The following is a 26,838-nucleotide window of genomic DNA, read 5'->3' as shown; positions in this document are numbered from 1 at the left end:
CGAGAACAGAGGCGATTCGAGCAGGTTCTCCACAATGGCAGCGTGCGCGGTGACACTCTGCGCGATGGTGGTTTCCCCTCCCGAATTCATACCCCCATTCTACTCCTCAATAGCAAGCAGATATAGCCCAATTCCATTGTGATACAACGATATTCAGACAAGAAGTCGGTTCAGAATCGCGCGGATTCCGCCCCCGTAATCATCCAAAATCTAACTGGTCGCACAGTGACCCCGCCGACCGCTACGCTCACCTCGCGGAGGCAGGGGAGGCCGGGTCATCCCGCGCCACCGATAATGAGCGAATGGCGGGTGCCGCATGACGAATAGAACTGAAGCCCAGATAGGCGACGGCCTCGGAGCCGGGGTTTCGCCGGGGGCTGCGGCACTGTCCGCGGAGATCGACCCCGGCCGGGTGCCCGTTCGCATACACGACGTCGGCGTGTTCTACCGCCGCTTCTTCGACCCGGCGGACGGCCACTTCGGCCGGATCCGTGCCGAGCACGAGTTCCAGTCGCTGACCGAGTCGACCAAGCCGGGGGCCGCTCACCGCAGCGGCATCTACTTGACCCCGGTCACCCGGGTCGGCGACGAGCTGCATTTCCGGTTGCTGCGCTGCTCCACGAACCTCTCGGGTCCGACGGAGAATTTCGGGCCGACGGACACGAGCATCGTCGACGCCTTGAATCGCGAGGCCGACAACATTTTTCGCGACCATGCGCCACTCAATCATGTGCTCGCGCAGGTCTACCACAACACCCGGGCAACGGCCGAGCGCAAGCAGTCCAAAGCCAAGATCTCGGCCCACGCCGACAAGACCAAGGACATGCCGGGTAACGGCATCATGGCCTTCTGCACGTTCTATGACGGGCTCGACGAGCTGCGACCGCTGGCGGGCGACGGCTTCGATCGGGGCGTGCGAAACATCAGTGGGCTGACCAAACTTCGTTTCCGGCTGAAGGACTCGGTCACCGAGGCTGCCGACCTGCCCGCGCAGTTCGAGCTCACCCTGTACCCGGGCTCTGTCTTCTTCATGCCGCTGTCCACCAATCGCATGTACACCCACGAGATCCGGCCCTCGGCGTTGGACGCCGAGTCGCTTCCGACGCGGTTGGGCTATGTGGTTCGCTGCTCGAGCACCGAAGCCGTGCACAAGGACGGCCGCACATTCCTCGAGCGGCCGAGTGGCCGGGTGGAATTGGAACCGCCCACACCGGAGGGCATGGACGACCTCCGGAGGCTGTATTCCGAGGAGAACAAGACGCCCGCACACATCGACTACGGCGACCGATTCCTCTTCAGCATGAATTCGGGGGACTACGTTGCTCCCCGAATGTGAGAACACGCACGGGATCTCCTCCTACGCTCTGCCGTTCGAGGAGAATCCGTTCGCAGAGCTGTACGACTCGATCCATTGGGAAGATCTGGGCAAGGGCAGGCGCGGCGCAACCCTCACCAACCCCGCCGCGGACGGCTCCGTACCGCTCGTCCGCACCACGACCCGCTACGCCAACCCGGCCCAGCGCTTCCGGCCGGTGCATATCCAACTGGCACAGCGTATTTGCTCCCACGCCGGCCTCCCTGCGGATTTCAACAACGCGCTCGTCGAGACGTACACGAACGCCTACGCCACGATGGGCAGCCATACGGACCAGGCCCTGGATCTCGCCGACGAGTCCCATATCGCCGTCTTCTCCTGCTACCGCCACCCCGGTCCCGTCGCCCCCAGAAAACTGATCGTCGAACCGAAGGGATCCACCGAAAGATTCGAGATCCCCCTGTCCCACAACGGTTTCGTCGTCTTCTCCGTCGCCACGAACCAGCTCGTGAAACACAAGATCGTCCTCGACACGTCGGCTCGGGCAACGGAAAACTACTGGCTCGGCATCACGTTCCGAACGTCGAAAACCGCCATCCATTTCCACGAAGGCCACCCTCATCTCCCACGAGGCGACCGCCTGACCCTGGCCGACGAATCCCAACGGCAAGAGTTCTACCAACTCCGCCGCCGAGAGAACACCGAAACAGACTTCCGCTACCCGCCACTGATCTACACGGTCAGCGCCAGCGACCTGCTGCCCCCGGTCTGACCCATTCAGCTTGCTCCTGACGTAACGTCAGGTCCTAACGTCCTCGGTACCCGCGCGAGGTGCGCCGGGGGAGGTGAGTTTGATGCGGATGGACGAGACGGGGTCGAGCAGGTGTGGAAAGTCGGTGAGCTCGCCGCCGAGGCCGGACTAACGGTTCGGACGTTGCACCACTACGACCGCCTCGGGCTCGTGCGCCCTGCCACGCGCACGGGTGCGGGCCATCGACTCTACAGCGACGCCGATGTCCAGCGTCTGTATCAGGTGCTGGCACTACGCCGGCTGGGGCTCGGCCTGGACCGGATCGGCGAGGTGCTCGCGGGCGGCGTACCCATGGCGCAGGTTCTGGCCGCGCATCGGGATTGCCTCGCTGTGCGACTGGATGCCATGCGCGACCTGTACACACTCGTCACGGCACTCGCGGCCACAGCGGAGAGCCGTCCCGACCTTCGCTCGGATCACTTCCTGGATTTGATCAGGAGGACTGCCATGATCGACGACACGATCGACAACCATTTCACCCGGGACAACGCCGAGGCGTTCGCCGCGCTGTATTTCGCGCAGCTCACGGCTCGGCAGGGTGCGCTGCGGTTCTGGTACGCCGCCGACGCGGTACTCACCCTCGACGACAGCGCCTACGTGGGCCCACCGGCGATCATCGATCGACTCGGCCGGCTTCCGCGGGCGGGCTATGCCGTGAATGCCGTTGAGGTCCAGCCGGATACGATCACATCTACGGTGTTTCGAGTGAGCGGAGGTCTCGTGCGAAAACCGGCCGAGGACGTTCATGCTTTCGAGACGTCCTTCACCCTCACCAGACCCTCGGTGAACAACGCCTATATGATCACCGACCAGACCTTTCGAAGCGTCGCGGCCGCGTAGTCGTTTCGGTCCGGCGTGGCATCGACCGCCTGCTGATCCGCCGTCTCGGGGTCGGAAAGCGGTACCGAGTCCGCCTGATTCAAATGCGACATCATCACCGGGTATCGCACGGGCCGTGCACTGGTGAACGTGATGTCACGAACGTGGCTGAAGTCCGACCACAGCATGCGCCCGCCCCTGAATATCCACATCGGCCTTACGCGCCGCCGGACCTGGGCCAGTTCGGAATCGGTGGCGGGGCGGCGTGGCCCCGCCGTTCCGTAGAGGCGTACGCCCGGGGCGGCGGGGAATCGGCCGGACAACAGCGACCGGAACCAGAACCACGTGCCGCGATCGACCGCCATCAGGCAGACATGGGAATTCGTTTCCAGATTGCTGGTCAGGGCCGAGGTGTACTGGTCGAAATAGAACGCGGTGCGGTCGTTTCGAAAGAACACCGTGCCGACGGGTGTGATGTTGGGGACGCCGGCGGCGTCCACCGACGCGATCGCGAAATGCCCGGTCGATCTGCGTCCGCGATTCAGGATGTCGCGAATCTCGTTCCATCGCGTGCCCGCATCGGTCACAGCGCACCCGCCGCGATGCTCGAAGCAGCACGCTCACAACAACAATCGTTCCCCCGCCGAGACATACTCCGGACGCTAACAGTCAGCGCCTCGGGTCGCTACCGGCCGATTCGCCAGGGCGGCCGCGCCCTGTCGGTCGGCAGCGTTGTAAGAACTTGTCAGGCAATGGTTTCCGGCAGGGTTACGCCGGGAGCCTCGGATGCCGCGCTATCCGCCGTAGAGCCGGATGAAGTCCTGGGCTGGGTCGACCGTCGGAACCGTGTAGTTCGACGAACCCCCGTCGACCTGCGTCTCCTCGACGTACCGCGCCGGCTCGGGCGGTAGCTTCCGCCATTTGGCGCGCGGATCGTCGACCTGCTCCGGATGAGTGTCCGATGACATGACGTCCCCCTTCGAAATCACGTCACTTCATCGTACCCGGTCGGCGGCGGCCTCCTCGGTATGTGTTGTGGTGCAGCGGAAGACGCCCGCGCGGGCCCGGGCGGGCCGGATCAGAACGGCTCGAGGGCGAGCCGGCCGACGACGATGAACACCGCCAGGGCGAGGTAGATCGCGTTCACCGCAACGAGTTTGGGCTGGTGGTGCCGAGCGTGGGTCCGCATCGCGCCGATCATGAGCAGAATCCACGCGCAGGCGGTCACGACCACCATGATCGGGAGGATGTCCAGGACCGCGGGCAGGATGAGCCCGAGGGCGGCCAGCAATTCGGCGACGCCCAGGGTCTTGATGAAGCCGGGCGTGAAGTCGGCGGTCCACTCCCCACCGTGAGCGGCGGCCAGTTTCTGCTTGGGCAGGAAGGTCTTGGTCAGGCCGCCTGCGAAGGCGACGACCGCCAGCAGACCGGCGGCGATCCATAGTGCGACGTTCACGTGCTGCTCCAATTGCGTTGCGGGAAAGCTGGTTCGGGGCGGGTCCCCGGTGCTTGTATCAGCATCGAGGCAGGTCAGGCGTCGAACAAGGTAGGGTTCGTGCACCTATCAATAACCCTGGAGTTATCAGTGGAGCTACGCGACATCGAGATCTTCCTGACCCTGTCCGAAGAATTGCACTTCGGCCGGACCGCCGAGCGATTGCACGTGTCGCAGGCCCGGGTCAGTCAGGCGGTGCGCAAACAGGAGCGGCGGATCGGGGTGGAACTGTTCGACCGCACCAGCCGCAGTGTGCGGCTCACCCCCGTGGGCCGTCGCCTGCGAGAGGATCTCCAGCAGGTTCAGGACCTGCTGCACGCGGCGCTCGCGCGCGCCGAAGCGGCTGGGATCGGCAGCGGTAGAACATTGCGACTCGGCCTGTTCGGGCACGCCGGACACGAGTTGCGCACCCTGCTGGACGCCTATGCCACCCGGCACCCGGGCGCGGAGGTGAGCTTCGCCGAGATCAACGGCGTCGACGCCTTCACATCGCTGCGCGCCGGCGACAACGACGTGAACGTGCTGTGGCTCCCGGTCAGCGAGCCCGATCTCACGGTCGGCCCAACCGTCCTCACCGGCGGCCGGGTGCTGGCCGTGTCGTCCGAGCACCCGCTGGCCGCGCGGGGCGTCGCTTCGCTCGAGGACCTGGCGGACAACCGGGTCGCCGACCTGGGACCCGATGCGCCCGAATACTGGGTCGCGGCGATGGTTCCCACGCACACGCCACTGGGACGCCGCATTCCGCGCGGCCCGATCGCCCGCACCTTCCACGAACTCCTGTCCCTGGTCGCCACCGGGCAGTGCGTGCATCCGCTCGGTGAGATCGCGGCCCGCTACAACAGTCCGCCGGGCATCACCTTCCTGCCCATGCCCGACGCCCCCGCGCTGCAGTGGGCGCTCGTCTGGCGAAGCACCGCGGACAATCCCGCCATCCGCGCGCTGGCCACGCTCGCGACCGAGACCGGCCCGATTCGATTGTGACGACTCGGTTTTCCGGGTCGTGCGGGGTTGCCGTCGAAAGCATTTTATGGCTCCGGCAACCCGCCGCTAGCGTCGAATTCATGGAATGGAGCTTTCTTTCGGCCGGAGAACTCGGCGCCGCTCTGCGTGCGGGTGAAGTGACCTCGGTGGAACTCACCGACGAGGCGATCGCCAGAATCGAGCGTGCGGACAAGGCGATCAACGCGATCTGCGTGCCGGATTTCGACCGGGCACGGGCCGCCGCACGCGATGCCGACCGCGCCCGCGCCCGCGGCGCGGACGGCCCGCTGCTCGGCATCCCGGTGACGGTCAAAGAGTCCTACAACATGGCCGGACTGCCCACCACCTGGGGCATTCCGCTGTATGCGAACCATGTCCCCGCCGAGGACGCGGTGCAGGTCTCGCGGTTGAAAGCCGCGGGCGCGGTGCTGCTCGGCAAGACCAATGTCCCGATGACACTGCGAGATATCCAGAGCTTCAACGACATTTACGGCGTCACCAACAATCCGTGGGATCACAGCCGCACCTCCGGCGGCTCGTCCGGCGGTTCGGCGGCCGCCCTGGCGGCGGGCTTCGGCCCCCTGTCGATCGGCTCCGACCTGGCCGGATCCCTGCGCACCCCGGCGCACTTCTGCGGCGTCTACGCGCACAAACCGACCCTCGGTCTCGCCCCGACCCGCGGCATGGTCGCACCGCCCGCGCAACCGTTGCCGATCGACCTCGATCTCGCCGTTGTCGGCCCGATGGCGCGCACGGCCCGCGACCTCACCCTGCTGCTCGACGTCATGGCCGGCCCCGACCCCCTCACCCACGGCATCGGCTACGACATCGCGCTTCCCCCCGCGCGGCACGACCGACTCCCGGACTTCCGCATCCTGGTCATCGAGGATCACCCGCTCATACCCACCGGGTCGGCGGTGCGGGCGGGCGTGAATCGGGTCGCCCAGGCCCTCATCGACGCCGGCGCACGGGTCGAACGGCACAGCTCGCTGCTTCCGGATCTCACAGAAGCCGCGACGGCCTACATGCTCCTGATGATGTCGAACGCCGCCGCCAATCTGCCCGCGGACGTCTACGAACAGCTGCGAGCCCACGCCGCCACCCTGAGCCCGGCCGACCGGACCCTCGACGCGGCGCGCCTGCGCGGCATGGTGCTCAGCCATCGAGAGTGGGTCGAGGCGAACAACATCCGCGAGATCCACCGCGATCAGTGGCGCAGGCTTTTCGCCGAGTTCGACGCCGTGGTCTGCCCCATCACGCCGACCCCGGCGTTCCCGCACGACCACAGCGGCGGTCTGGACAGCCGTCGTATCGATATCGACGGTGCCGACCACCCGTACTTCGACCAGCTCGTCTGGGCGGGCGTAGCCACCATGCCCGGTCTGCCCGCCACCGCGATCCCGGCGGGCCGCTCGCCGGCGGGCCTGCCGGTGGGGGTGCAGCTCATCGGCCCGATGTTCGAAGACCGCACCCCGCTGCGCCTCGCCGAACTGCTGGAGCGGGAGATCGGCGGTTTTCAGAAGCCGGAACTGATACTGCCGCAACCGGATTGCTGATCAGCGCACTCGATCACGCGGTGCTCCAGGCGAACCCGGCCGCCACGCCGGTAGACGGTGTGCCGGCCTGGACGGGCTCGTCGTCCGAATTCTCCGTGGAGTCCTGCCGAGCGCTGTCGAGCCCCGTCAGCGCCCGGTCGAGTGATAACTGTTCGGCCGGAACGGGACTCAGCGTGAGCGCTGAACCACCCCGTCGAGCAAGGCTGTCCACTCCGCGGGATCGGCCACGATGAATCCGTACTCGCCATCGGACGTGGTGACGACGAGGTGGGTCGTGCCCCCGTGAACCGCGCCGTTGAAACCCTTGGACTCGCGAACGCCGGTCATCGTGGACACCGGAATCTCGACGAGCCGCGACGTGGCCGTGCGGAAGACGAGCCGGCGGGCGGTGAGCCCGATCCGTCCGGTGTTCTTGACCTTGGGCGCACCGGGGACCGTGGAGCCCCGGTAGCTACCGCGTTCCATGGGCCGAATGATCGTCTCGGCGGCCATGCTCGCCGCCAATTCCCGATCGAGCCGCTCGTTCTCGCGCCGGAAGTGGAGCACGACGGGAACGATCCAGAGCAACTGGACGACCAGCACCGCCAGGACGATGCCGATCACCAGGAGCGCGACGTTCACGGCGGTCTCCGTTCTTTCGACGACGACGGCCCGTGCCGCCACCCGCGAGAATCGTAAGCCTGATCTGCGCCGCGAGGGCGAGCATCGCCCCCGGCGTCGCGGAAACTACTTCGAGCCCAGCCGGTCGGCGATCGCCAGCGCTGTCCGCTTGGCCGAGCCGGGGTTCTGCCCGGTCACCAGATTCCCGTCCACGACGGTGTACGGAACGAACGGCAGTTTGGCCTTCTCGTACAGCGCGCCGCGCTTCTTCACCTCGGCCTCGGCGTTGTAGGGCACGAGCCGGTTCACGCGCGCCAGCACCTCCTCCTGCCAGGCGAACCCGGTGAGCTTTCGCCCGGCGACGAGGTGACTCCCGTCGGACAGCGTGGTCTCGAGCAACCCGCAGTAACCGTGGCAGACCGAGGCGACGATCCCGCCGCGTTCGTAGATCTCCCGGGTGAGTCGTTGCAGCCCGGTGCTGCCGGGGAAGTCGTACATGACAGCGTGCCCGCCCGTGAAGAAGATGGCGTCGTAGTCGTTCGAGTCGATCTCCTCGGGGGCGGCGGTGGTCTCCAGCAACGCCATTCGTGCCGGGTCTCGATGCCAGGCTTTCGCGGACTTGTCGTAGTTGGGGAACTTCAGCGACCGTGGCTCCAGCGGAACGTGCCCGCCGGACGGGCTGACCAGGGTCTGCTCGAATCCGTTCGCGGCGAACACATCCCAGGCATGCGAGAGCTCGGACAACCACAACCCGGTCGGATGTGACGGGTCGTCGTAGTGGCCCACGTTGGTGACGACGGTCAATATGCGCTCGACCATGGCTGACCTTCCTCCGGTGCGGTCGCGGGGGTGATGTGTTCGATCGCCTTCGTGCTCATCCGGCCGACCGGACGGATGTGGGAACGGGCATGTGCAGGGCGTTCTGCCCCGCGGTCATGACGTCGAGTCGAATGGTCCGCAGCGGTCGCAGTGAGCGGATGTCGTCCGAGATCCGTCCGGCGCCGAGTCGCAAATCCACTCCTCCGGGAAGATGTGCGGCGCCGGTCGACAGGACGTTGGTCTGACTCGAGGTCGAATGCCAGGCCCCGTTGATCGTGGTGTACGAGGTCAGGCTCGAAACCCGCTCACCAGAGCCGACTTCGGTCTGCCGCGGCGTGCGCGCGGACAAGCTCACGTCAGTATCGCCGTCCGCGTTCGTGACCCGGGCCGCGACGCGCCGGTCGTCGATGTCCACGTCGATGTCGGTGACCCACTTGGGGAATCCGTACCCGTCGTGCCCGCGCACCTGGGCGATGTCGCTGCTGACGGGCAGCGAGAGCACATACGTATGCAGGTGATCGTTCTTCAGGCCGGTGAGCAGATCGAGGAATCCCGCGCCGCCGTGGCGTGCGGGCCGCACGCCGATGCCGACCGCCGCCTCGGTGTAGAAGTCGATGTCGCACACCTCGTAGCGGAAGAACATCACCGACACGAGCCCGAGCCCGGGCGCGAGTCGCAGCGGAGCCAGTTCCAGGGGCAGGCGTTTCCGGATCGCGGGCAGCGGCGCGATCATCGTCAGGCGCGCGGTGGAGATCCGGTAGTAGAAGTTCGGTGTCCAGGTCGGCCCGATCGGCGAGTCGACGCGGGTTTTCGGCAGCCGCCGGAAGAAGTCGACCCCGCTGACCCGCGGATCCGCCGCCACGGCGTCCAGGTCCGTGTTCATCCGGTAGCGGTCGTACAGTCCGCCCTTCGGGACGGCGACCGAACGGCCGCCCAGCTCTACGACGACCTGTTGTGCTGTGGGTGCCATACCAACCCCCTCATGTTGACGATGCTTACATCGATGAGGCTAGGGGTGGATGTAAGCATCGTCAACATTCCGGGATGTCGCGGTTACCTGGCTGTCGTGAGGATCGCGGAGAACGCCGCGCGCACCTGATCGGCCCTCGTGTCGGCGGAGTCCGCCGCCAGCTTGCCGTCCAGATACAGGCAGGCCAGACCGTGTGCGAGGCCCCAGCCTGCCGCGGCCAGCGCTTCGCGATCGCCGTCGGGAAAGACCAGTCCCATGCCGAAACGCAGCAGCTCGTGGATCTCCTCCGCCGCCACCGCACGGTCCTCGTCGGACTTGTCGCAGGGGTTCCCGAACATCAGCCGGAACAGTGCCGGCCTGCGCAGGGCGAATTCGACATAGGTCACCGCGAAATCGCCGAGTTGGTCGGGCGCCGTGGGTAACTCGCGTCCGTCCAGCAGGTCCGCCTTCAGGTCGCGCAGCCCCTGCGCCGCCAAGGCCGATTCGAGCGCCTCGCGGTCCGCGAAGTGGCGATACGGCGCGGTGGGGGAGACGCCCGCCTCGCGTGCGACCGCGCGCAGCGAGAACGGTTCACCGGCCTCGAGCATGCGCATCGCGGCGGTCAGGAGCGAGGCTCGCAGGTCGCCGTGATGGTAACCACCCTTCGCTGAAGTTGACACTGCTTACATTCCTTTCTAGCCTCATGTTAGCAATGTAAACATACCGCATGTGGGAGCAACCGATGTCAGTGACACCCCCTACCTCGGGCGAGCTCGACGAGGCCGTTCGCACCTCGCCGGTGTTCACCCCGTTCACCCTCCCGAACGGGGCGACGATTCCGAACCGGCTGGCCAAGGCCGCGATGGAGGAGAACATGGCCGCGGCCGGTCAGCTCCCCGGTGAGGCCCTGTTCCGGCTGTACCGCCGCTGGAGCCACGGCGGCGCGGGCTTGATCATCACCGGCAACGTCATGGTGCACGCCGAGGCGCTCACCGGTCCGGGCGGTGTTGTCCTGGACAAGGATTCGCCGCTCGAACCGTTTCAGGAATGGGCGACCGCGGCCAAGAGCGGCGGCGCGCAGGCATGGATGCAGATCAACCATCCGGGCCGGCAGATCCGCGCGGACATGCCCGGCGTCGCGTGGGCGCCCTCGGCGATCCGGGTCGATATCGGGCGCAACAGCGGGCGGTTCGCGGAGCCGGTGGAGATGAACGCGGAACAGATCGAACAGACCGTGCGCCGCTTCGCCGAGACCGCGCGCCGGGCCGAGGCCGCCGGGTTCGACGGGGTGGAAATCCATGCCGCACACGGCTATCTGCTCTCGCAGTTCCTCTCCCCGCTGTCCAACCGGCGTTCCGATCGATGGGGCGGGTCGCTGGAGAATCGGGCACGGCTGCTGCTCGACATCGTGCGGGCGGTGCGGGCCGCGGTCGCGCCCGGCTTCGCCGTCGCGGTGAAACTGAACTCCGCCGACTTCCAGCGTGGTGGTTTCGACGCCGACGATGCCGCCGCGGTGATCGCGCTGCTGGCCCCGCTCGGCGTGGACGTCGTCGAACTCTCCGGCGGCAGCTACGAGGCCCCCGCGATGACCGGGCAGGCCGGTGACGAGCGCACTCGCTCGCGCGAGGTGTACTTCCTCGGGCTGGCCGAGGATCTCGCCGCGACCAGCCCGGTGCCGCTGATGCTGACCGGCGGGGTAGCCCGGCTGCCGGTGGCCGAGGAAATCCTCTCCGGCGGAATAGATCTCGTGGGTATGGGCAGTGCGCTGGCCATGGATCCCGGCCTGCCGAATCGCTGGCGGCACGATGCCTCGGCCCGGGTCGTGCTCACCCCGGTGCGGATCGCGGACAAGGCCGTCGCGTCCGCCGCGGGCATGGCGCGGATCCGGCAGCAGCTGCGCCGCCTCGGGGCGGGCCGGAACCCGCGTCCGGGCATCGGTCCGGTCAGGGCGCTGATGCGGGAAACCCTGCTGCAGCGGGGTGCGCTGCGGCGCTACCGGCGCTGGCTGGGCGGACGCGCCCGGTAGCTCCGTGAAAGTCCTTCGCGTGGAACCTCGCGCCGGCTGGCAAGATCGAAAACGCTGGCTTGGTCTATGCAGCTTCGAGGAACGATCGAAGGAGATGTGATGACGGAAGCGTTCGTGCTCGGTGGTGTCCGGACCCCGTTCGCTCGATACGGCGGGTCGCTGTCGCACATTCGGGCCGACGACCTGCTGGGGATGACCATGAAGGGCGCGTGCGAGCGCGTCGGCGTGGGTCTGGATCAGATCGAGGACATCATCGCGGGCTGTGTGAATCCCGCGCACGAGGGAATGGGCGATGTCGCGCGCTGGGCCGCGCTGGCGGCCGGTTTTCCGGACACCGCGGCCGGTGCGACGATCAACCGGTTCTGCGGGTCCTCACTCAGCGCGACGGTCAATATCGCGCACGCGATCAAGGCCGGGGATCTGGGTGTCGGGATCGCGTGCGGCGTCGAGTCGATGTCGCGGTCGGGCTGGGCGTATATGAAGGGCGACAGCGCTTTCGGGCCGCGTGGGCCGCAGATCCTGCTCGACACCATGTGGGCGGGGGCCGGTGGTCCGGCGAATCCGACGCTGCTGGCGCGCAACGCCTACATCGGAATGATCGAGACCGCGCAGAAAGTGGCCGACCGCTACGGGATGACGCGCGAGGAGATCGACGCGTTCGCACTCCGCACGCAGCGTAATGCGTTGGCGGCCAGGGACTCGGGCCGACTGGCCAAGGAGATCATGCCGGTCGAGATCGCCGGGACCCGCAAGACGCCCGCGCGGTTGTTCGAACACGACGAGTTCATCCGGGCGGACACCACGGCCGAGGGCCTGGCCGCGCTGCGTCCGCAGCCCGGCACGACCCAGATGACCGCGGGCAACTCGACGCCGTTGACCGACGGCGCCAGCGCGCTGATCCTGGCCTCGGGCGAGCGCGCGGCCGAACTCGGTGTGGAGCCGCTGGCCCGGGTGGTGTCATCCGCCGTGTACGGGATCGATCCGCAGTTCATGGGTCTGGCCCCGGCGTGGGCGCTGCCGTTGGCGTTGAAGCGGGCCGGTCTCGCCCCCGAGCAGATCGACGTGTGGGAGGTGCACGAGGCGTTCAGTGCCCAGGCGCTCGGCGTGCTGCGTGAACTGCCCAATCAGCTGGGCGGTTTCACCGTTCCCGACGAGAAGCTGACCCCCAACGGCGGGGCGGTGGCGATCGGCCATCCCTTCGGTGCGACCGGCGCCCGGTACGTGCTGACCTTGGCCACCGAACTGCGCGAACGCAATGCGCGATACGGGGCGATCGGGGTGTGCATCGGCTCGGGCCAAGGTGTGGCGATCGTGCTGGAGAATCCGGCCGCCTCCTGATCCGGAAGCCGCCTCGAGGCGGTCTGCGCCCGCGCCGCCGGCCGCCTCGACATCGCTTCTAGCCGTTCATCTCTCGCTCGCGGGCGGTAGCCAGCTCGATGGCCCGATCGAACGTGCCGGCGAGCACGGCTCGGCGCGCGGTCTTGAATTCCGCGTCGGGCCCGAGCTCGTCGATGTATCCGTCCCACACCCGCAGGTACCGCTCCCGCCACTCGCCCAGTACCGCCGCCGACGGGAATGTCGTTCCCACCCTTGCGGGTTCGGCCAACTGTACGAGCACTTCCAGCCAGGCGGGCACCATGTCCCCACCCCACTCGTCGGGTTCGAGCGGGGTGTCGTCCTCGGGGTCCTGAAACTGCTCGCTGATGTTCCCGATGAGCAGATCCGTCAGCTCCCCGAGCCCGTCCGCCGCGGTGTCGCTGTCGAAGTTCCCCGGACCCCAGACTCCCATACCAAACCTCTCCGCCCGACCACTCGTGGTGCGGGCAGCGTATCAAGATCGCATTCTGCGGTTCGGCTGTGAAGGTATGCGGGGGGCGCTAGTCCTCGAAACCGGTGCGCGCACCGAAGACGAAGCGCACCGCCGCGACGATGATTCCGGCCCAGAGAATGGTCCACACGCCTCGAAGTTCCACCCCGTAGCCCACCGACTTGCAGACGACGGTCAGCAGCCAGCACTTCAGCACGTTCGACGCGATCTCGCTGACCCCACCAACGTAGATTCGGACCGGGGACAGCATGAAAACAACCAGCTGGCCCAGCCCGAACAGCGCGTACAACAGCCCCGTGCCCGCGAATGCCAGTGCGACGCCCCACCCGCCCCACCCCTCGGGCAACACGAGCCGCGCGTCGTCGAGCCACCAGACGGCAGCCGCGATCCCGAGTGCGTTGGCGATGGGCAGCAGGAATCCGCTCGGTGAACAACCGACGCGAACAATGGGCTCGCCGAGGCCGAACGCCGGTCCGGCTGCTGGCTCCATCTTCGAATGATATGGCGGGCAACGGTTACCGAGTTGTGAATGTGTGTTTCGGTCGCGCAGATCTCCGCTGAGTTCGTGATTGTATGCGAAGAGCAACGCGAAATCGGTTGTGCCCGGGAGGACATCGGCCACACATTTGGCAATGGAATTGCGAGGAGATCGAGACTGCTTGCTCCAGCCGGAAAACTGGACTGCGGGCTACAACCGTGAGCGGCTAATCGAGGCCTTCCACGGCGAGCCATTCGGCTTGGAACTCCGAAGGTGCGATCGACTCCATGACGAAGTATCGGCCATCGACCGTTTCTGTCAAGGGCAGCACCGGATTCGGATCGATGCGAGTTCGCTCCCCGTCGAAGTCGAAGCTTGCGTTGTCGGCGGAGCCGTCGGGGAAGACCTCGACTCGGCGCGTCTCGTAGCCGTCCGTGCCGACCTCGATGAAAATCTCGGCGGGCGTCGCGTCGGACTGTTTCTTCCGGGTGAGTTTCGCGTAGACCATGCCCGGCTCATCGGGCTCGAACGCGTTCAGCGCGGCTTGAAAGAGCGGTGAGTTGGTGTCGTGCCGAGCGGTTGTTGGTGTTGCGGCATCCATCTCCGCGTGCGTGCGATGTGCGGTTGCCGGCCCGGCCGGTTCGGCGAGTGCCGTCGCAATCCACCCGGGGACCGTGTCGCGCGGGTAGAGAACGAGGTCTTCTTCCAAGGCCGCGCCCAACGGGTGTCCCGGGTTCCCGTACTCGAACGTCGTGGTGACCTCGCCCGCCGCGATCTCGAGGCGCATGCTGAACCATGTGCCTCGCCCCGGGCGGTACATCGCGTCGCGAAGGGCCATGACCATGGCGTGCGGGTGGATCCGGGGTGCGGCGTCGATGTCGAGTTCGACCTCGTACCGCAAGCCTCTGCCCGCGGCGATGAACAAGAGGTCCATGGTCGACCAGCCCGGCGGGGCTTGGGCCGAGACCTCGTCGACCAGAGCGCGAATCAAGGTCTGCTGTTGGTCCATGTCGAACGTGATCCATTCACCGGAAGGACATTGCTGCTGCGAGACAGGTTGTCAGACCGCGCTGTTCACTTCGACACCGCGTGCGAGGTCACCGACTTCCAGGGCCGGAGCGCGCGGCGTGACTCCATCACACATCGACCGGCAATGGTGGTCCGGCCCTGGTCGGGAGGCTGCAGTAGATTTGGCCTCGACCGTCAGAGGGTTGGGGGAGACGTGAGTCGAATGATCGGCATCGATCTGGGTACGTCGAAGGCGCTGGCAGCCACGGTGGAGGGTGGGCGCACAGTTCTCATCCCGCCGTCCGAAGGCACGGCCGCACTGCTGCGCGCGGGCCGGTTCGCCGAGTCGGAGTTGCTGTCCGCGCTGCGCCGGGACGCGGAACAGCAGCTCGGGCAAGCGGTTACCGGCGTGGTGGTGTCGAACCGGGCGGCTGATTCGGATGCCGGTCGGCGTCGGCTGGTGCTTGCCTGCGAATCGGCGGGATTCTCTGCCGTGCGCGTGGTTTCCCCGACGGCCGCGGCGGGTCTGGGGTGGGCCGCGGAGGGCGCGAAGCAGGAGCGCACCGCGGTGATCATCGATCTCGGGCGTGCCGGGTGCGAGGTCGCGGTGGTCAGCGCCCAGGACGGTGTCGCCGAGATGGGCGCCGTGGTGGTGGATTCGGAACTCGCTGGGAGCGCATGGGACCGGCGGATCGCCGATCGACTGGTACAGGCCATTCGACTGCGGTACGGGGTGGATGCGAGCGGGGACACGGTCGTGATGGGGCGACTGCTCGAGGCGGCGGAGTCGGCCAAAGTCGCGCTGTCGAGCGCGCAGAGCGCCGACGTCACGGTGCCGTACATCATCAAAGACGCCGCGGGGGAGCCGGTGACGCTCCAGGACGCGGTATCCAGGACCGAATTCGACCGGTCCACAGCGGATTTGGTCGATCGCTGCCGCGATGCGGTGCGCACGGTGCTGAAAGAGTCGTGGAACGTCGACGCCGTGGACGAGGTCGTGCTGGTGGGCGGCGGTGCGCGAATTCCCGCCATCGCCGCGATGATTCGCCAGGAGACCGGGCGGGAACCTGCTCGCCGGATTCTTCCCGAACAGGCGGTGGTGGCCGGCGCCGCGCTGCAGGCGGCCGTGCTGCGGGGTGCGAACCGCGACCTGATTCTGCTGGACACGGCCCGGCGGAGTATCGGAATCGAGCTGGCCGACGGCCGCCTGCACGTGCTGGTGGAACGCGGATCGACCATCGAGACCCGCCGCTCGCTGACCGTCACGACGACGGCGCGGGATCAGCGATCGGTGTTGATCCGAGTGTTCGAGGGCGAGCACCCGGTGGCGCTCGCGAACAGCCTGCTCGGCGAAATGCGGCTCACCGGAATGCCTTCCGGCGCGGCGGGCACGGTGACGATCGAGATCAGCTGCCAGGTCGATGTGGATTCCGTCGTGCGGGTGACGGCGCGGGAGTCAGGGTCGAGTCAGGAACTGACCCTGCATGCGAACGGGCTGACCCCGCCTACCGAGAACCGTTTCCCCAGCACGATCGAGGCGATTGCCGAGCATTCGGCAGCCGATGGCACCGGGCGCGCCACGGCAGCACCGGCATCCGCCCCGGAGTCCGTAGCCGCACCCCAGCAGCCGCCAAAGGGCCGCGGCATCGCGAAAGCGGTCGCGATCATCGGTGCCGTCCTGGTCGCCTTGAGCGCGTGGGCCTGGGCCGCGAATTCGCCGTCGGACAATCTCGAATGCGGTGGCAGCACGATGAAATCGGGGGACATCTGCCATAGCTACAGCTATCGCAGCGGCAACAGTTGGGACACCACCTACGACGACAGGGTGGAAGGCGCCGCGAACATGCGTTCGTCGGGCCGGATCGGTGTTGTCATCGGACTGGTGCTGCTGGTGGCCGGCGGTGTCGGGCTGGTCGCGACCACCCGGCCAGAAGAGTTGCGTCGCAACCAGATGCGCTCCGCCTGACCTGCTTGCGTTCCGACTCCAACTCGGTCACAGGGTGCTCGTGGAGACACGGGCGAGGGCTCCGATCTCCAGCGCGGTCCACAGCGCACCATCCGGGCCGAGGGTGATGCCATGTGGTTCGGAGTTGAGGGTGGGGAGGTCATAGGCGGTGAGGGAACCGTCCGAGGTGATCGTGCCGACGCGGTTGCCGGCCCATTCGGTGAACCACGGGGTGCCGTCGGCGTCGACCGTGATCGCGTGCGGCCGGGCCGTGCGGTCGGGCAGCGGGAACTCGGTGATCTGCCCGTCGGGAGTGATCCGGCCGATCTGCCCGGCGGCGATCTCGACGAACCACAGCACGCCGTCGCGACCGGCGGCGATCCCGACCGGTGCCGCCGCCTCCGTCGGAAGCTGGTGCAGGACGACCGCACCGTCCATGCCGATCCGTCCGATGGCGTTGGCCTGGTTGAGGGTGAACCACATCCCACCGTCGTCACCCGCGGTGATCGCCGAGGGGAATGCGCCGGTGACGGGGAGCGGGAACTCGGTGATGTGACCGTCGACCGTGATTCGCCCGATCCGGTCGGCCGCTGTCTCGGTGAACCACAGCGCACCGTCGGGTCCTGCCGCGATGCCGAACGGTCCGCAGCCGGGGGCGGGTACGTCGAACTCGCGCAGGACGCCGTCGGTGGTGATCCGCCCGATTCGGTCCGCGCGGTACTCGGTGAACCACAGCGCGCCGTCGGGGCCGGGCGTGATGATGGTCGGCCCGCTGTCGGGCGTGACCCGGTGGGTCGTCGGCTGCTCGCCGGGGACCAGCCGGCCGATGTGGCCGCTGTGGACGAGGGTGAACCACAGTGCGCCGTCCGGACCGGTGGTCAGGGCATAGGGTCCGGCGGTGGTGTCGGCCACGGTGTGCTCTTCGATGGACATCCGGTGCGACGGGCTCACAAGAGGTTCCTCCAATTCGTTTTCGCCTGCGATGCTTTCGACACCGGGCGGTCGAGTCCTGCCGGGTGGCCCCGCTACGAAAACTGTTGCATCCTACTGAGTTTCCTCGCTGATTCGAGCCGCAAGGGTGGCCAGGGCCGCTGGATCGCCCCACTCGGTCACAGGTGCATTGCCGGGGTCGCGATTCCACAGGTGCAGGAGCAGGTCTTCCGGTGTCGCGGTGATCTGCGCGTCCGGGGGCGTGTCTTCGTGCGCGCGGTCGACCCCGTTGGCGCGGAGAGTGAGTGCCCAGCGGCGGGTGTGGGTTTGAAGCCGGACGGTGCGATTCGCGCCTGCCGTGAGCGTCGGACTATCGCCGAAGTCGTAGGTGAGGAAGTCGATCATCTCGTCTATGCCGGCTACGGCAAGCTCCGGATCGATGGCTGTGTTTGTGCCGGTTGCGAGTTCGGCGTCGACGCGGTGGATGGCCGTTTCCAATGCCATTCTGCGGAACCAGAAGCCCACGGATTGGTCGGGCGGAAACCAGGTGAAACTCGGCTGGGCGGGGCCGCGTTCGGTCAGCTGCTCCAGCAACGCATCTCGTGTGGAAATGAAGAAGGCCCATAGCGCCGGACCCGGCGTCGGCAGGGGTTCCCGCTTCTCGGCGGGCGGTTCGTGGCCCAGGGTCATGCACAGCACCTTGTGCTCGTACACCTGGGCCACGTGCCCCGCCACGTCCGCGGCCGTCCACCCCGGGCACGAGGGCGCGGCCGCGCCGGGATCGAGCCGCGCGGCCGCGAGCAATGTGTTGCTGTCGGCCAGTATCAGGTCGAGGTACCGGGAGGGCTCCATTGGGGCGATTCTGCCGCATCGGAGACGTGCGAACCCGGGTGCCGAGTCGCCGTGCCGCTTGGTTCCTGCCCATTCTCGTTCCGCTACAACATGATCCGGTCGGCCGGATTCGCGGAAGGACGGGTGGCCCTGTCGAACGCGCCGCCGGTGAGTGTCAGCGCTCGGCCTGGGATTTGATGTTCTCCAGGGTCTGGCGCATACCGGCGCGCATGCCCGCGGTGAAGGCGTCGTTCCCGCCCGGGTAGTTCTCGGTGAACTGCTTGGACAGGGGTGAGATGCCTTCCGGGGTGTCTCGTCTCTGGGTGAGGCGGGTGCCGTCGGCCCCGGCCCGCTCGAGCGTGTACGACCAGATGACCCAGTTCTCTTCGATGCGGAAGGCCAGTTCCCGCTGGTCCGCGAAGCGGACGACTTCACCGTGGGTCACCCAGTCGAAGCCGCCTTCGCTGTTGAGGCTCGTGAACTGCGCGCCCAGTTCGACCTGGTCGAAGCCCTTGCGCAGCCGCGTCGAGCTCACCTGGGGACTCCAGTCCGCCATCCGGCGCACGTCTTTGACCAGTTCCCAGACGTGCTCGAGCGGGGCGCCGATTTCGATGTCGTCCTGTAGCAGCGGTGCGGCGGGTGACTCGGAGGCGGTGGACGGCGACTCGTCTGACATATCTGGCTCCTGAACTATGCGATCAACCGGTCGTAAATGTCTCGCCTCGAACGTAGCGGAGGTGGAGTATTTACGTCCAGACGGTCGTATAAAATCGCCGGATGGTCTCTCCCGTTGACGGCCGCCGCGCCCGCGGCGACGTGACGCGCCGCACTGCCGCGCGCAAGGCCGCCGAGATCGCCACCACCCACGGCCTCGATGCGATCACGGTCGGTGCGCTCGCCACCGCGACGGGCCTGAGCAAGAGCGGCATCCTCACGGTGTTCGCCACCCGTGAGGAGATCCAGGTCGCTGCCGTCGCCGAAGCGCGCCGCATCTATCAGGCCACCGTCATCGCCCCGGCCTGGGACAACGAGCCCGGCGAACGCAGGCTCCGCGCACTGGTCGACTCGTGGATCGCCTACCTGCTCGACGGCGTGTTCCCCGGCGGCTGTTTCGTGGCCGCGACCTCGGTCGAGTACGGCCATCGCCGCGGCCCGGTGGCGGATGCGGTGCGCAGGCTCAAGCGGGAGTGGCTCGAGCTGCTCGAATCCGAGTTCGCCGCAACGGGTTCGGCGGATCCGTCCGCGGATGCCTTCACGTTCGACGCACTGCTCACCGCGGGCAATGTCCGCCGTGAATTGTTCGGCGACGATAGGGAACTCGATACCGCGCGCAGGCTCGCCCTGGCTGTGCTCGGGTAGGAATGCCGCGGATTGCGCACCTTCCAAGGTTCGATCACTCGGCCCGCTGGTACGCGACGGTTCACCGGCCGGTTCCGGCACCCGACAGCGGGGTGAAGTGATCGCCCGGCGGTCGTAGAATTGAGCCCGCCCACCGTGGCCGACATACGAACGAGGGAGGCGAACCATGACCGACGACGAGATCGTGCTCTCGTTCGCCCTGACCAGGCTGGACAACGCGAACAGCGACCTGGACCTGGAAGAGGTGGCCGCCCTGGTGGTACGCCGCCTCACCCCCGATCAGGTGCTGGATCTGGCCACCCGCAATCTCGCCACGCGAGATGAGCTACGGGGAGCATTGTTCGAATCCGCCGTGGAGCATGTGCTCCGGACCGTGCTGACTGCCCGAGGGCCTGCCGACTGACAAACGAACCTGCTGACGAGAGCCTCAGCGGGTCAGGCCGGCGCGGCGGGCTGAATGGGTGCCCGGCTCCTTCAGTTCGGGGGCGGCGTATTGTCGCCTGCGGTTTGAGCTTTCAGTGCTTCGGCTTTGCGCCGCTCAGCGCGCAGCGCTCGCACGAACACCACGACGGCGGCCACCCCCAGAACGGCGATCCCGCCCAGAGCGCTGCCGGTCGCCCAGGTCGCGGCCATGCTGATCACCAGCAGCGCGATGCCGATCGGTGACGAACGTATTCGCTTCATGGCAAATCCTCTCCGTGCCTGTGGCTTTCGAGCACCCTAGAGCCTTGGTTGATTCGGGCGATCGGTGACCGCGGCCCGTCAGTGCTGGATCAGGCCACCGTATGGAGTGGGCGGGACGTGGCCGGTCGGCGGAACAGTTTGCGCCAGACTCACGCCCGTGTCGACGAGGGAGGATCTACGCAGGCCGCTGACCTGACCTAGCGGTGTCCAGGTCGGATCGATCGTGGCCCCGTCTGTTTCGGCTCTGAGCATGCCTCCGATTACGTGGACGCGGTAGAAGATTCCAACGTTCTGATGGTCGACCCCTGCGCGGGCCACCGCCGCGGGAATCATTCTCGAATCCACGCCCAGTAGGCGTTCGACGGCCCCTTCGAGACCGGTTTCCTCGCGAAGCTCGCGGGTCACCGCGTCGAAGGGATCCTCGCCGTGCTCGACCCCGCCACCCGGCAGCGTCCACGTGGGTTCGCCCTGACCTGCGACATGACGGGCAAGCAGGACGCGGCCCCGCTCGATGCAGACGGCATACGCCGCCAATCTGAAACTCACTCGATGAAGCCTATTGCGGCCTTCGATAGCGTAGCGGGACAGGAACTTCCGGAGCGATGTGCGTGCTTTGCTGCGCGGTGAAATCGTTGTCGCTGTCGGTCAGGAGGGGCAATGACCTTGTTTGTCGACCTCGAGGGGGCGGTACGTATCGTGCGGCTTGCCGTTCCGTTCGGCTGGACTTGGACGCTGAACGACGTACGTAGCTTCTGCGGGGCCGCCGGGTGGCGTGAGGTGTGGGAGGACGACGTGGCGGTCATTTTCGCGACCGATCTCGGCGTCGCGGAGCCGCGCGCGAACGCGTACACCAATTCACGTCTTGCGCCCGCGTTGGCGGCGGCCGGTCATGATATTGAGGAGATCTCGGTGTACGTCGCGGACTCCGGACCGCAGCTGGACGCCGATGCGGCAGTGGCAGAACCCTATTCGAGGCTGGCCGATCTGCTTGCCGGTGAGTTGGGACAGCCGATGTGGAGCATGGTCGACCCTCGGATCGAGACCGGCTGGGAACTACCGGATGTCATTATCGGCGTGGTGGCCGAACCCGGTTGGGTGGAACTCGTTTTGACGAATCCGTTGTACCGGCGGCGGATTGAACGACTGGAGGATGAGTGGGATGAGGAGTAATGGAGCCGCCCGGTCGTCCTGGCAATCAGGGGTATCGACGACGTCACTGCAACCGAATGACGGCTGGCTGGGGACCACCCGGGCGTCGTATGACGCTGTCGCAACGGCCTACGCGGATCTCACCCGCGACCTCCTGGATGAAACACCGGAAGAGCGTTCGGCTTTGGCCTCGTTCGCGGACGTGGTGCGCGCCCGCGGTGGGGGTCCGGTCGCGGACGTGGGGTGTGGAGCGGGGCGGATCACCGCTCACCTGTGTGGGCTCGGCGTGGATGCGTTCGGAATCGATTTGTCGCCCAAAATGATCGACGTCGCCCGCGGCGAGTATCCGGGGCTGCGGTTCGACGTCGGTTCCATGACGGACCTCGACCTCGCGGATGGCTCGATGGCAGGGTTGGTCGCGTGGTATTCAGTGATCCACGTCCCCGACGACGACCTCGACGTGGTATTCGACCACTTCCGGCGGGTGCTTCGCCCCGGCGGTCCGCTGTTGGTGGGCTTCCACGTCGGATGCGATTCGCAGGTGAAAACCCAAGGGTACGGCGGGCATCCGATGCATCTCCATGTTCATCGGCGGCAGCACAGTCGGATGCGCGGGTGGCTCGGCGACGCCGGCTTCGTTGTCGAAGCCGAACGGACGGTGACCTCGGCCGAGAGCCCCCTGGGCGGGATCGTTCTCGCGCGCCGCGCAGCTGTCGGCGCCTGACCGCAGCGGGCGAGCTGGTCGGCGACCCGTTCGAAAGAATTTCGCGATCTCCGGTCCAACTAGGACCGTAGTTGTCCTATCTGCCGGAAATACTCATCTCATGAGCGAAATCGAAGCCGCGGGACAGCCTGACATCACCGACTACAACGACCCGGAAGCGCCGTGGAACCAGGCGTGGGACGGGGAGGGCGGCATCGCCGACTGGAACGGCGACGTGATCAAGGAGTTCCGAGAGAACTCGGGCAAGGTCGGCGGCGCCTACGCGGGCGGGGACCTCATTCTGCTCACCACCACGGGAGCCAAGAGCGGGAAACAGCACACGACCCCGCTGGGTCCGCTGTACCGGGGCGAGGTGATGTACGTGAGCTCGTTCATCGAGGACAAGTACCCGGCCTGGTGGTACAACATCAAGGCGAATCAGCAGGTCACCATCGAGTTGCGGGATGAGACCTACCGCGCGATCGGGCGGGTTCTCGAAGGTGCGGAGTACGACGAGTTCGCGGCCTGGGTCCTGGCGAACAACCCGCTGCTGGCGGATTTCCAGTCGAAGGTAGACCGGCCGCTGCCGTTGGTGGTGCTCACCCGCGAGGGGTAGGGCGAACGGCTTGCCCCGGCGCGTCGATAGGCGCGCTCGGGCGATGCCGTCGGTTCGCGAACTGGGTTCGGCAGTCCGCAGTGCCCCAACGGATCTCGTATCGATGCGCAAGTGCGAAAGCGTCACGGAGCTTTTCTGCGTCCGAACTCGAACGGCGCTTCCGGGTGTTGTTCGGCGCACCCGAGGTACCGGACCGCCGATTGCCGCCGAGTAGAAGGATTCGTCGCAGTGCCGAGGGCATCGGGTAGGTTTGCCGAACCGATCAGCCGGGGAGGGAACCATGAATCCGAAAGACGAACTGCCGCACGCCCTACCGGGGCAAGAGCCCAAAGGCGCAGTCGACGTCGCACCGCAACGGAGCGGATCGCCGGGGCTGGGCGGGCTGCCCGCGTATCCGACGTCGGCCGGCGGGCGGACAGCGATGCCGTACTCGTCGAAAACCAATGGTGCCGCGATTTCCGGCTTTATTCTCGGCATGTCCGGTATAGGCGCGATCGGCGGGGTGGTGTGGGGGGTTCGCGCCCTGAACCAGATCCAATCGAGCGGTGAACGAGGTAGGGGATTCGCCATCGCAGGCATGGTGTTTTCGGGTCTCTGGGTTGTTTCGGCGGTCACGATGCTGTTCGTCGGCATCGCCCGGGATTCCGAGCCCGGCCCGCGGTCGGCGGGTTCGTTGCAGGTCGGAGACTGCGTCGGCGACATCGGTGAGTCGTCGACGATGTCTTCTGCAACAACGGTGTATTGCGACCAGCCACACGATGCCGAGGTGTATTACCAGTTCAACCTCTCGGGGAGCTGGCCAGGCAAGGACGTTCTGGTCCGGAACGCAACCGGCGCTTGCAGATCCGAATTGTACGAGCGCTACGCCGGCAACCCGATGCTCGACCGTGTCAACCCGATGGCGCTGTATCCCTCGGATGAGCGGAGCTTCAACAGCAGTCGCGAGGTCACCTGCCTGCTGGTCTCGAGGGACGACAGCAAGTTGACCGAAAAACTGTCTCGCTGACGAGAGTTGGTGGGTTCACCTATGCAGCGCCGTCCGACACGTGCGATGGACTTGACTCTCCATACGCCCCGGTTGAGGCTCGATTTGTTCAAGTCCGAGGACGCCCGGGAGCTGCACGAATTCTCAGCGATCCGGAAACTCACACGATCGGTGATGGACCCATAAGCGATTTCGAGTACGCGCGGCTGTGGACCTAGGCCGGACGGGCACGGCCAGTTGACCTTCCGAGGTCTTGGCACCGTCCGGTCGGACAAGGTGGTATGCGGCAGAGTAGTCATTTGGGATAACGGGCCGAGTCGGGCCGCTGACTTCACACGCCCGCCGGTCGGGAAGAATGAGGGGTAAATATCAGATCGTGCCCGGAAGGAGTCGATTTGCCTGTCGACACCGCGGACTACCTCGGGTTGATTCGAGCCCTGCTCGGCGACTTGCCCGAAAGTCGGGACCGCGCCGCCGACGAGTGCACCGACCTGATCGGAGCTTACGATCCTGAGCAGATAACCACGCTCCTCCACGTGCTCCTGTGGTCGGCACAGGTCGAAACATCGCCGACCGCAATGGAGTCCGAACTGCATGCCGCGTGCGAGATTGTCAGCGCGGGAGCGCCGACTGACAAGATCGCGGCAGTGTTGGCCCGAATCGACAGGTCGAGACTGTCCGGCTCGGCGATCGAACACTACGACTACCTGGTAGGCGAGGCCGGTCGAACGGCTTGATGGAGTACGCCCATCGGTGTTCAGTGAGTTCTGCGGCGGCCGGGTGGTACACGGACAGTTGGTCTTCCGTCGCCCGTGGTGACCGGTTCGTCGCCGCGGTTTGCGGCAGAACAGGACATGCTCGTATATCTTGCTACTCGCTCGTTCCGGCTATATGAAGGCATTCCCTTCATTCCAGGTCGTACACCACCGCGGTGATACCCCGGCTGGATAGTCGATCGCTGATGAGCGGTTCGATTCGGTCCCAGGTACCGCCCGCCAACCCGCACCCGATCCGCGGCATGTGCACCGACGCGTTCGACGGAGCCGCGAAATCGGCCACTCGGCTCAGGCACCGATCGATGGCGTCATAGCGGATCGGTGGGTTGCCGGCACTGGTTCGGATGCCGTGTTGCCCGATCATGTTGGCTACGTGGAGATCAGGCGCGACCGAGACGAATTGGACGGCACCCAGGCCGAAGTCGTTGGCATGTCGTTGCCTGTGCCAGTCGCGGAACGCGTGTTCGGGTTGCCCCCAGCGGGCGGACACCGCGACAACGAAACCTTTGCCCCAGCGACCGGCGTCGTTGCAGATGTGGGCGATGATCGCGGGTCCGTTGATGCTGGGTGCGGTGGCATCTCCGGTCCGGTACTCGATCGCAGCCGTGGTCATGGTGTCGAACCTAGGCATTTGCACCGACACAAATCGGTCGGTAGGAGCTGAGCCCGCGGGCATGAGCGGATACCGGCGGGGCTGATCTATTACGTGCCGGCTGGTAGCGGCTCGACCGTCTGCGGGGCGCCGAAGGTGATCCCTGCCTGGCGTAGGTAGTCGTAGGCGGCTCGAGCGACTTCGGGTTCGAGGAAGTTCAGGTCTTCCTCGCATACCTCGTGACGTTCGGCCGCCTCGGTCAGGCTTGTCAGTTCGTCGAGACCCACGTGATCGAGGTCCTTGAGGGTGTCGTCATCGAAGGCCACATTCGCGGCGTTCTCGTGGGCCTGTTCGACCCGGTAGGCAAGGCCGGCTGGGCCCGCGATCTCGCGCAGGCACATGTAGAGACCGTCGTCGTATTCGGTGGGGGTGGAGGACCAGTGGTCGTTCTCCCACCAGCGTACGAAGCTCACGGCATCCGCGGTGAGTACACGCGGGTGATGCGCTTTCAGTTCGATGGCGCGAACCCATTCCGGCGCAGCGGCTCTGGGGTCGTACGGCTTGTCGTAGACGTTGTTTTCACGATCCCATCCGAACAGTACGGCGCGATCGCCCGGGTATCGGACGACAGCGAACCAGTTGCCCGCACAATCCTCCGTGTCCAGACGCCCACCGGCGACCACCGTTGTCTCCCCGACACACTCGGCCAACTCGCCGGGCTCGTACACATCTCCCGGGAATGCGGCGAACAACAGGTCGGTGACCACGGCTCTGACCCACAACACGCCAGGATGCGGCAGCTCGAAATCCATGTGCGGCAACCTAACACCGTTCGCCGACACCGGATGCCCGCACGATCTCGGCGCGATCAGCGGGGATGAGTACGTTCTGCGCCTTGCAGCGAGGGTCTAGACGTCCGCGGGTGCATTCACCACGAAATCGCGTGAACCGAAAACGGGTTCGTCAAGCGTCAGGCGCGACCGGGCGTTCGGTAGAACTCGTCGAGCGGTGCCGGTGTGGATTCAGGCGGTTATCGCAACACCTCGTCGAGTGCTTCTGGCGGTGCGTTCGGCCGAGACCGAATCAGGTCCCCGTTGACCCTCGCACGCGTGGACCGACCGATTTGCTCGACGCGCTATGGGGTATGCGTTCATGCCGGCTGGCGCGCGCTGAGCTGCTGACCCACCGGTACGCCGGCCGATCTTGGCGGTGTCGCCGGCCCGTCAGAAACCTTGATCAACTCAGAAGGTATGAATCGGGCGAACCCGGGTATGGCGTGATCGGAACGTCACCGACGTCGTTCGCAAGCCACATCCGCAGAGTGGAAGGAACGCCATGAGTGCAGCTGAGAACAAGGCCGAGGAGTTCAAGGGCCGGGCCAAGGAGGCCGCGGGCAGCCTGACCGGTGACGAGGATCTGAAGGCCGAAGGTAAGGCCGACCAGGGGTCCTCGAAGGTGAAGCAGCACGTCGACGACGCGGCCGAGAAGGTCAAGGATGCCGCCGAGTCGGTCAAGGAAAAGCTGCAGGGCCACTGACGCTCACCGGTCGGGGGCGGGGGGACAGGTGTCTTGTGTTACAGATA

At 66.4% G+C, this 26,838-nt stretch carries 33 protein-coding genes; 16 read left to right on the top strand and 17 right to left on the bottom strand.

The window, feature by feature from the left end:
* Nucleotides 1–316 precede the first annotated feature (316 nt).
* The 3 genes from ABZ319_RS33150 to ABZ319_RS33140 all read left to right on the top strand — a co-directional run bounded on the left by ABZ319_RS33150 (nucleotide 317) and on the right by ABZ319_RS33140 (nucleotide 2,966).
* Nucleotides 317–1,336, top strand: a complete 1,020-nt coding sequence (locus tag ABZ319_RS33150) for a hypothetical protein (RefSeq protein ID WP_354990491.1) — start codon at nucleotides 317–319, stop codon at nucleotides 1,334–1,336.
* The gene (locus tag ABZ319_RS33145; RefSeq protein WP_354990490.1) at nucleotides 1,320–2,087 is read left to right on the top strand and encodes a hypothetical protein; all 768 of its coding nucleotides are present in this window, start codon (nucleotides 1,320–1,322) and stop codon (nucleotides 2,085–2,087) included. The genes ABZ319_RS33150 and ABZ319_RS33145 overlap by 17 nt, the downstream gene beginning before the upstream one ends.
* 111 nt (nucleotides 2,088–2,198) lie before the next feature.
* Nucleotides 2,199–2,966, top strand: coding sequence for a MerR family transcriptional regulator (locus ABZ319_RS33140; RefSeq protein WP_354990489.1), 768 nt, complete (start codon nucleotides 2,199–2,201; stop codon nucleotides 2,964–2,966).
* On the opposite strand, the gene ABZ319_RS33135 is transcribed toward ABZ319_RS33140, so the two are convergent.
* From ABZ319_RS33135 to ABZ319_RS33125, 3 genes are all read right to left on the bottom strand, one after another.
* Nucleotides 2,921–3,532, bottom strand: coding sequence for a pyridoxamine 5'-phosphate oxidase family protein (locus ABZ319_RS33135; RefSeq protein ID WP_354990488.1), 612 nt, complete (start codon nucleotides 3,530–3,532; stop codon nucleotides 2,921–2,923). The two genes, ABZ319_RS33140 and ABZ319_RS33135, sit on opposite strands and share 46 nt — an antisense overlap.
* 207 nt (nucleotides 3,533–3,739) lie before the next feature.
* Nucleotides 3,740–3,913 carry a hypothetical protein gene (locus ABZ319_RS33130; protein WP_354990487.1) on the bottom strand — a complete coding sequence of 58 codons (174 nt, stop codon included), beginning with the start codon at nucleotides 3,911–3,913 and terminating at the stop codon, nucleotides 3,740–3,742.
* Nucleotides 3,914–4,023: 110 nt separating this feature from the next.
* Nucleotides 4,024–4,401 carry a DoxX family protein gene (locus ABZ319_RS33125; protein ID WP_354990486.1) on the bottom strand — a complete coding sequence of 126 codons (378 nt, stop codon included), beginning with the start codon at nucleotides 4,399–4,401 and terminating at the stop codon, nucleotides 4,024–4,026.
* A 129-nt stretch (nucleotides 4,402–4,530) separates the two neighbouring features.
* Between ABZ319_RS33125 and ABZ319_RS33120 the strand changes: the two genes are divergently transcribed.
* Together ABZ319_RS33120 and ABZ319_RS33115 are read left to right on the top strand one after the other, a co-directional pair.
* Nucleotides 4,531–5,421 carry a LysR substrate-binding domain-containing protein gene (locus ABZ319_RS33120; protein ID WP_354990485.1) on the top strand — a complete coding sequence of 297 codons (891 nt, stop codon included), beginning with the start codon at nucleotides 4,531–4,533 and terminating at the stop codon, nucleotides 5,419–5,421.
* A gap of 80 nt (nucleotides 5,422–5,501) precedes the next feature.
* The gene (locus ABZ319_RS33115) at nucleotides 5,502–6,977 is read left to right on the top strand and encodes an amidase (RefSeq protein ID WP_354990484.1); all 1,476 of its coding nucleotides are present in this window, start codon (nucleotides 5,502–5,504) and stop codon (nucleotides 6,975–6,977) included.
* A 168-nt stretch (nucleotides 6,978–7,145) separates the two neighbouring features.
* Here ABZ319_RS33115 and ABZ319_RS33110 read toward each other — a convergent pair whose 3' ends face one another.
* The 4 genes from ABZ319_RS33110 to ABZ319_RS33095 all read right to left on the bottom strand — a co-directional run bounded on the left by ABZ319_RS33110 (nucleotide 7,146) and on the right by ABZ319_RS33095 (nucleotide 10,025).
* Entirely contained in the window at nucleotides 7,146–7,598 is a 453-nt protein-coding gene (locus tag ABZ319_RS33110; protein ID WP_354990483.1) for a hypothetical protein, read from the bottom strand.
* 105 nt (nucleotides 7,599–7,703) lie between these two features.
* A complete protein-coding gene (locus ABZ319_RS33105) occupies nucleotides 7,704–8,396 on the bottom strand; it encodes a type 1 glutamine amidotransferase domain-containing protein (protein ID WP_354990482.1) in 693 nt (230 codons plus the stop codon).
* A 55-nt stretch (nucleotides 8,397–8,451) separates the two neighbouring features.
* Nucleotides 8,452–9,366 (bottom strand): acetoacetate decarboxylase family protein, encoded by a 915-nt coding sequence (locus ABZ319_RS33100; protein ID WP_354990481.1) that lies wholly within the window; start codon nucleotides 9,364–9,366, stop codon nucleotides 8,452–8,454.
* 83 nt (nucleotides 9,367–9,449) lie between these two features.
* Nucleotides 9,450–10,025, bottom strand: a complete 576-nt coding sequence (locus ABZ319_RS33095; protein WP_354990480.1) for a TetR/AcrR family transcriptional regulator — start codon at nucleotides 10,023–10,025, stop codon at nucleotides 9,450–9,452.
* A gap of 62 nt (nucleotides 10,026–10,087) precedes the next feature.
* Between ABZ319_RS33095 and ABZ319_RS33090 the strand changes: the two genes are divergently transcribed.
* Nucleotides 10,088–11,371 (top strand): NADH:flavin oxidoreductase/NADH oxidase family protein, encoded by a 1,284-nt coding sequence (locus ABZ319_RS33090; RefSeq protein WP_354990479.1) that lies wholly within the window; start codon nucleotides 10,088–10,090, stop codon nucleotides 11,369–11,371.
* 99 nt (nucleotides 11,372–11,470) lie between these two features.
* Entirely contained in the window at nucleotides 11,471–12,709 is a 1,239-nt protein-coding gene (locus ABZ319_RS33085; protein ID WP_354990478.1) for a thiolase family protein, read from the top strand.
* Nucleotides 12,710–12,767: 58 nt separating this feature from the next.
* Here the strand turns inward: ABZ319_RS33085 and ABZ319_RS33080 are convergent, their stop codons facing one another.
* From ABZ319_RS33080 to ABZ319_RS33070, 3 genes are all read right to left on the bottom strand, one after another.
* On the bottom strand, nucleotides 12,768–13,160 hold the full coding sequence (locus tag ABZ319_RS33080) for a DUF4259 domain-containing protein (protein ID WP_354990477.1): 393 nt from the start codon (nucleotides 13,158–13,160) through the stop codon (nucleotides 12,768–12,770).
* A gap of 88 nt (nucleotides 13,161–13,248) precedes the next feature.
* The gene (locus tag ABZ319_RS33075; RefSeq protein WP_354990476.1) at nucleotides 13,249–13,689 is read right to left on the bottom strand and encodes a hypothetical protein; all 441 of its coding nucleotides are present in this window, start codon (nucleotides 13,687–13,689) and stop codon (nucleotides 13,249–13,251) included.
* A gap of 214 nt (nucleotides 13,690–13,903) precedes the next feature.
* A complete protein-coding gene (locus ABZ319_RS33070) occupies nucleotides 13,904–14,464 on the bottom strand; it encodes a hypothetical protein (protein ID WP_354990475.1) in 561 nt (186 codons plus the stop codon).
* Between the two features lie 60 nt (nucleotides 14,465–14,524).
* Here ABZ319_RS33070 and ABZ319_RS33065 point away from each other — a divergent pair, with 60 nt between their 5' ends.
* Complete coding sequence (locus tag ABZ319_RS33065; RefSeq protein ID WP_354990474.1) at nucleotides 14,525–16,651, top strand: Hsp70 family protein; 2,127 nt, start codon at nucleotides 14,525–14,527, stop codon at nucleotides 16,649–16,651.
* Between the two features lie 27 nt (nucleotides 16,652–16,678).
* Here ABZ319_RS33065 and ABZ319_RS33060 read toward each other — a convergent pair whose 3' ends face one another.
* From ABZ319_RS33060 to ABZ319_RS33050, 3 genes are all read right to left on the bottom strand, one after another.
* On the bottom strand, nucleotides 16,679–17,563 hold the full coding sequence (locus ABZ319_RS33060) for a virginiamycin B lyase (protein WP_354990492.1): 885 nt from the start codon (nucleotides 17,561–17,563) through the stop codon (nucleotides 16,679–16,681).
* Between the two features lie 111 nt (nucleotides 17,564–17,674).
* Nucleotides 17,675–18,412, bottom strand: a complete 738-nt coding sequence (locus ABZ319_RS33055) for a maleylpyruvate isomerase family mycothiol-dependent enzyme (RefSeq protein ID WP_354990473.1) — start codon at nucleotides 18,410–18,412, stop codon at nucleotides 17,675–17,677.
* Nucleotides 18,413–18,566: 154 nt separating this feature from the next.
* Complete coding sequence (locus ABZ319_RS33050; RefSeq protein ID WP_354990472.1) at nucleotides 18,567–19,067, bottom strand: SRPBCC family protein; 501 nt, start codon at nucleotides 19,065–19,067, stop codon at nucleotides 18,567–18,569.
* Nucleotides 19,068–19,168: 101 nt separating this feature from the next.
* Here ABZ319_RS33050 and ABZ319_RS33045 point away from each other — a divergent pair, with 101 nt between their 5' ends.
* Together ABZ319_RS33045 and ABZ319_RS33040 are read left to right on the top strand one after the other, a co-directional pair.
* Nucleotides 19,169–19,750 (top strand): TetR/AcrR family transcriptional regulator, encoded by a 582-nt coding sequence (locus ABZ319_RS33045; RefSeq protein ID WP_354990471.1) that lies wholly within the window; start codon nucleotides 19,169–19,171, stop codon nucleotides 19,748–19,750.
* 166 nt (nucleotides 19,751–19,916) lie between these two features.
* Entirely contained in the window at nucleotides 19,917–20,153 is a 237-nt protein-coding gene (locus ABZ319_RS33040; RefSeq protein WP_354990470.1) for a hypothetical protein, read from the top strand.
* A gap of 71 nt (nucleotides 20,154–20,224) precedes the next feature.
* Here the strand turns inward: ABZ319_RS33040 and ABZ319_RS33035 are convergent, their stop codons facing one another.
* Complete coding sequence (locus tag ABZ319_RS33035; protein WP_354990469.1) at nucleotides 20,225–20,434, bottom strand: hypothetical protein; 210 nt, start codon at nucleotides 20,432–20,434, stop codon at nucleotides 20,225–20,227.
* Nucleotides 20,435–20,512: 78 nt separating this feature from the next.
* Complete coding sequence (locus tag ABZ319_RS33030) at nucleotides 20,513–20,980, bottom strand: NUDIX domain-containing protein (RefSeq protein WP_354990468.1); 468 nt, start codon at nucleotides 20,978–20,980, stop codon at nucleotides 20,513–20,515.
* Between the two features lie 111 nt (nucleotides 20,981–21,091).
* On the opposite strand from ABZ319_RS33030, the gene ABZ319_RS33025 reads away from it, so the two are divergent.
* The 5 genes from ABZ319_RS33025 (at nucleotide 21,092) to ABZ319_RS33005 (ending at nucleotide 24,624) form a co-directional block, all read left to right on the top strand.
* Nucleotides 21,092–21,604 (top strand): DUF6301 family protein, encoded by a 513-nt coding sequence (locus tag ABZ319_RS33025; protein ID WP_354990467.1) that lies wholly within the window; start codon nucleotides 21,092–21,094, stop codon nucleotides 21,602–21,604.
* A 163-nt stretch (nucleotides 21,605–21,767) separates the two neighbouring features.
* On the top strand, nucleotides 21,768–22,307 hold the full coding sequence (locus tag ABZ319_RS33020) for a class I SAM-dependent methyltransferase (protein ID WP_354990466.1): 540 nt from the start codon (nucleotides 21,768–21,770) through the stop codon (nucleotides 22,305–22,307).
* 100 nt (nucleotides 22,308–22,407) lie between these two features.
* A complete protein-coding gene (locus ABZ319_RS33015; protein ID WP_354990465.1) occupies nucleotides 22,408–22,902 on the top strand; it encodes a nitroreductase/quinone reductase family protein in 495 nt (164 codons plus the stop codon).
* Between the two features lie 280 nt (nucleotides 22,903–23,182).
* Nucleotides 23,183–23,908: a DUF4190 domain-containing protein gene (locus tag ABZ319_RS33010; protein WP_354990464.1), complete on the top strand. Its 726-nt coding sequence runs from the start codon at nucleotides 23,183–23,185 to the stop codon at nucleotides 23,906–23,908.
* A gap of 374 nt (nucleotides 23,909–24,282) precedes the next feature.
* Entirely contained in the window at nucleotides 24,283–24,624 is a 342-nt protein-coding gene (locus ABZ319_RS33005; RefSeq protein WP_354990463.1) for a hypothetical protein, read from the top strand.
* Between the two features lie 169 nt (nucleotides 24,625–24,793).
* Here the strand turns inward: ABZ319_RS33005 and ABZ319_RS33000 are convergent, their stop codons facing one another.
* Together ABZ319_RS33000 and ABZ319_RS32995 are read right to left on the bottom strand one after the other, a co-directional pair.
* A complete protein-coding gene (locus tag ABZ319_RS33000) occupies nucleotides 24,794–25,276 on the bottom strand; it encodes a macro domain-containing protein (RefSeq protein WP_354990462.1) in 483 nt (160 codons plus the stop codon).
* Nucleotides 25,277–25,365: 89 nt separating this feature from the next.
* Entirely contained in the window at nucleotides 25,366–26,067 is a 702-nt protein-coding gene (locus ABZ319_RS32995; protein WP_354990461.1) for a hypothetical protein, read from the bottom strand.
* Between the two features lie 523 nt (nucleotides 26,068–26,590).
* On the opposite strand from ABZ319_RS32995, the gene ABZ319_RS32990 reads away from it, so the two are divergent.
* Entirely contained in the window at nucleotides 26,591–26,791 is a 201-nt protein-coding gene (locus ABZ319_RS32990; protein WP_354990460.1) for a CsbD family protein, read from the top strand.
* The last annotated feature ends 47 nt before the right edge of the window (nucleotides 26,792–26,838 follow it).

It is taken from the genome of Nocardia sp. NPDC005978 (assembly GCF_040614455.1).
Lineage (GTDB): Bacteria > Actinomycetota > Actinomycetes > Mycobacteriales > Mycobacteriaceae > Nocardia.
This window is presented reverse-complemented; position numbering and strand designations above follow the sequence as displayed.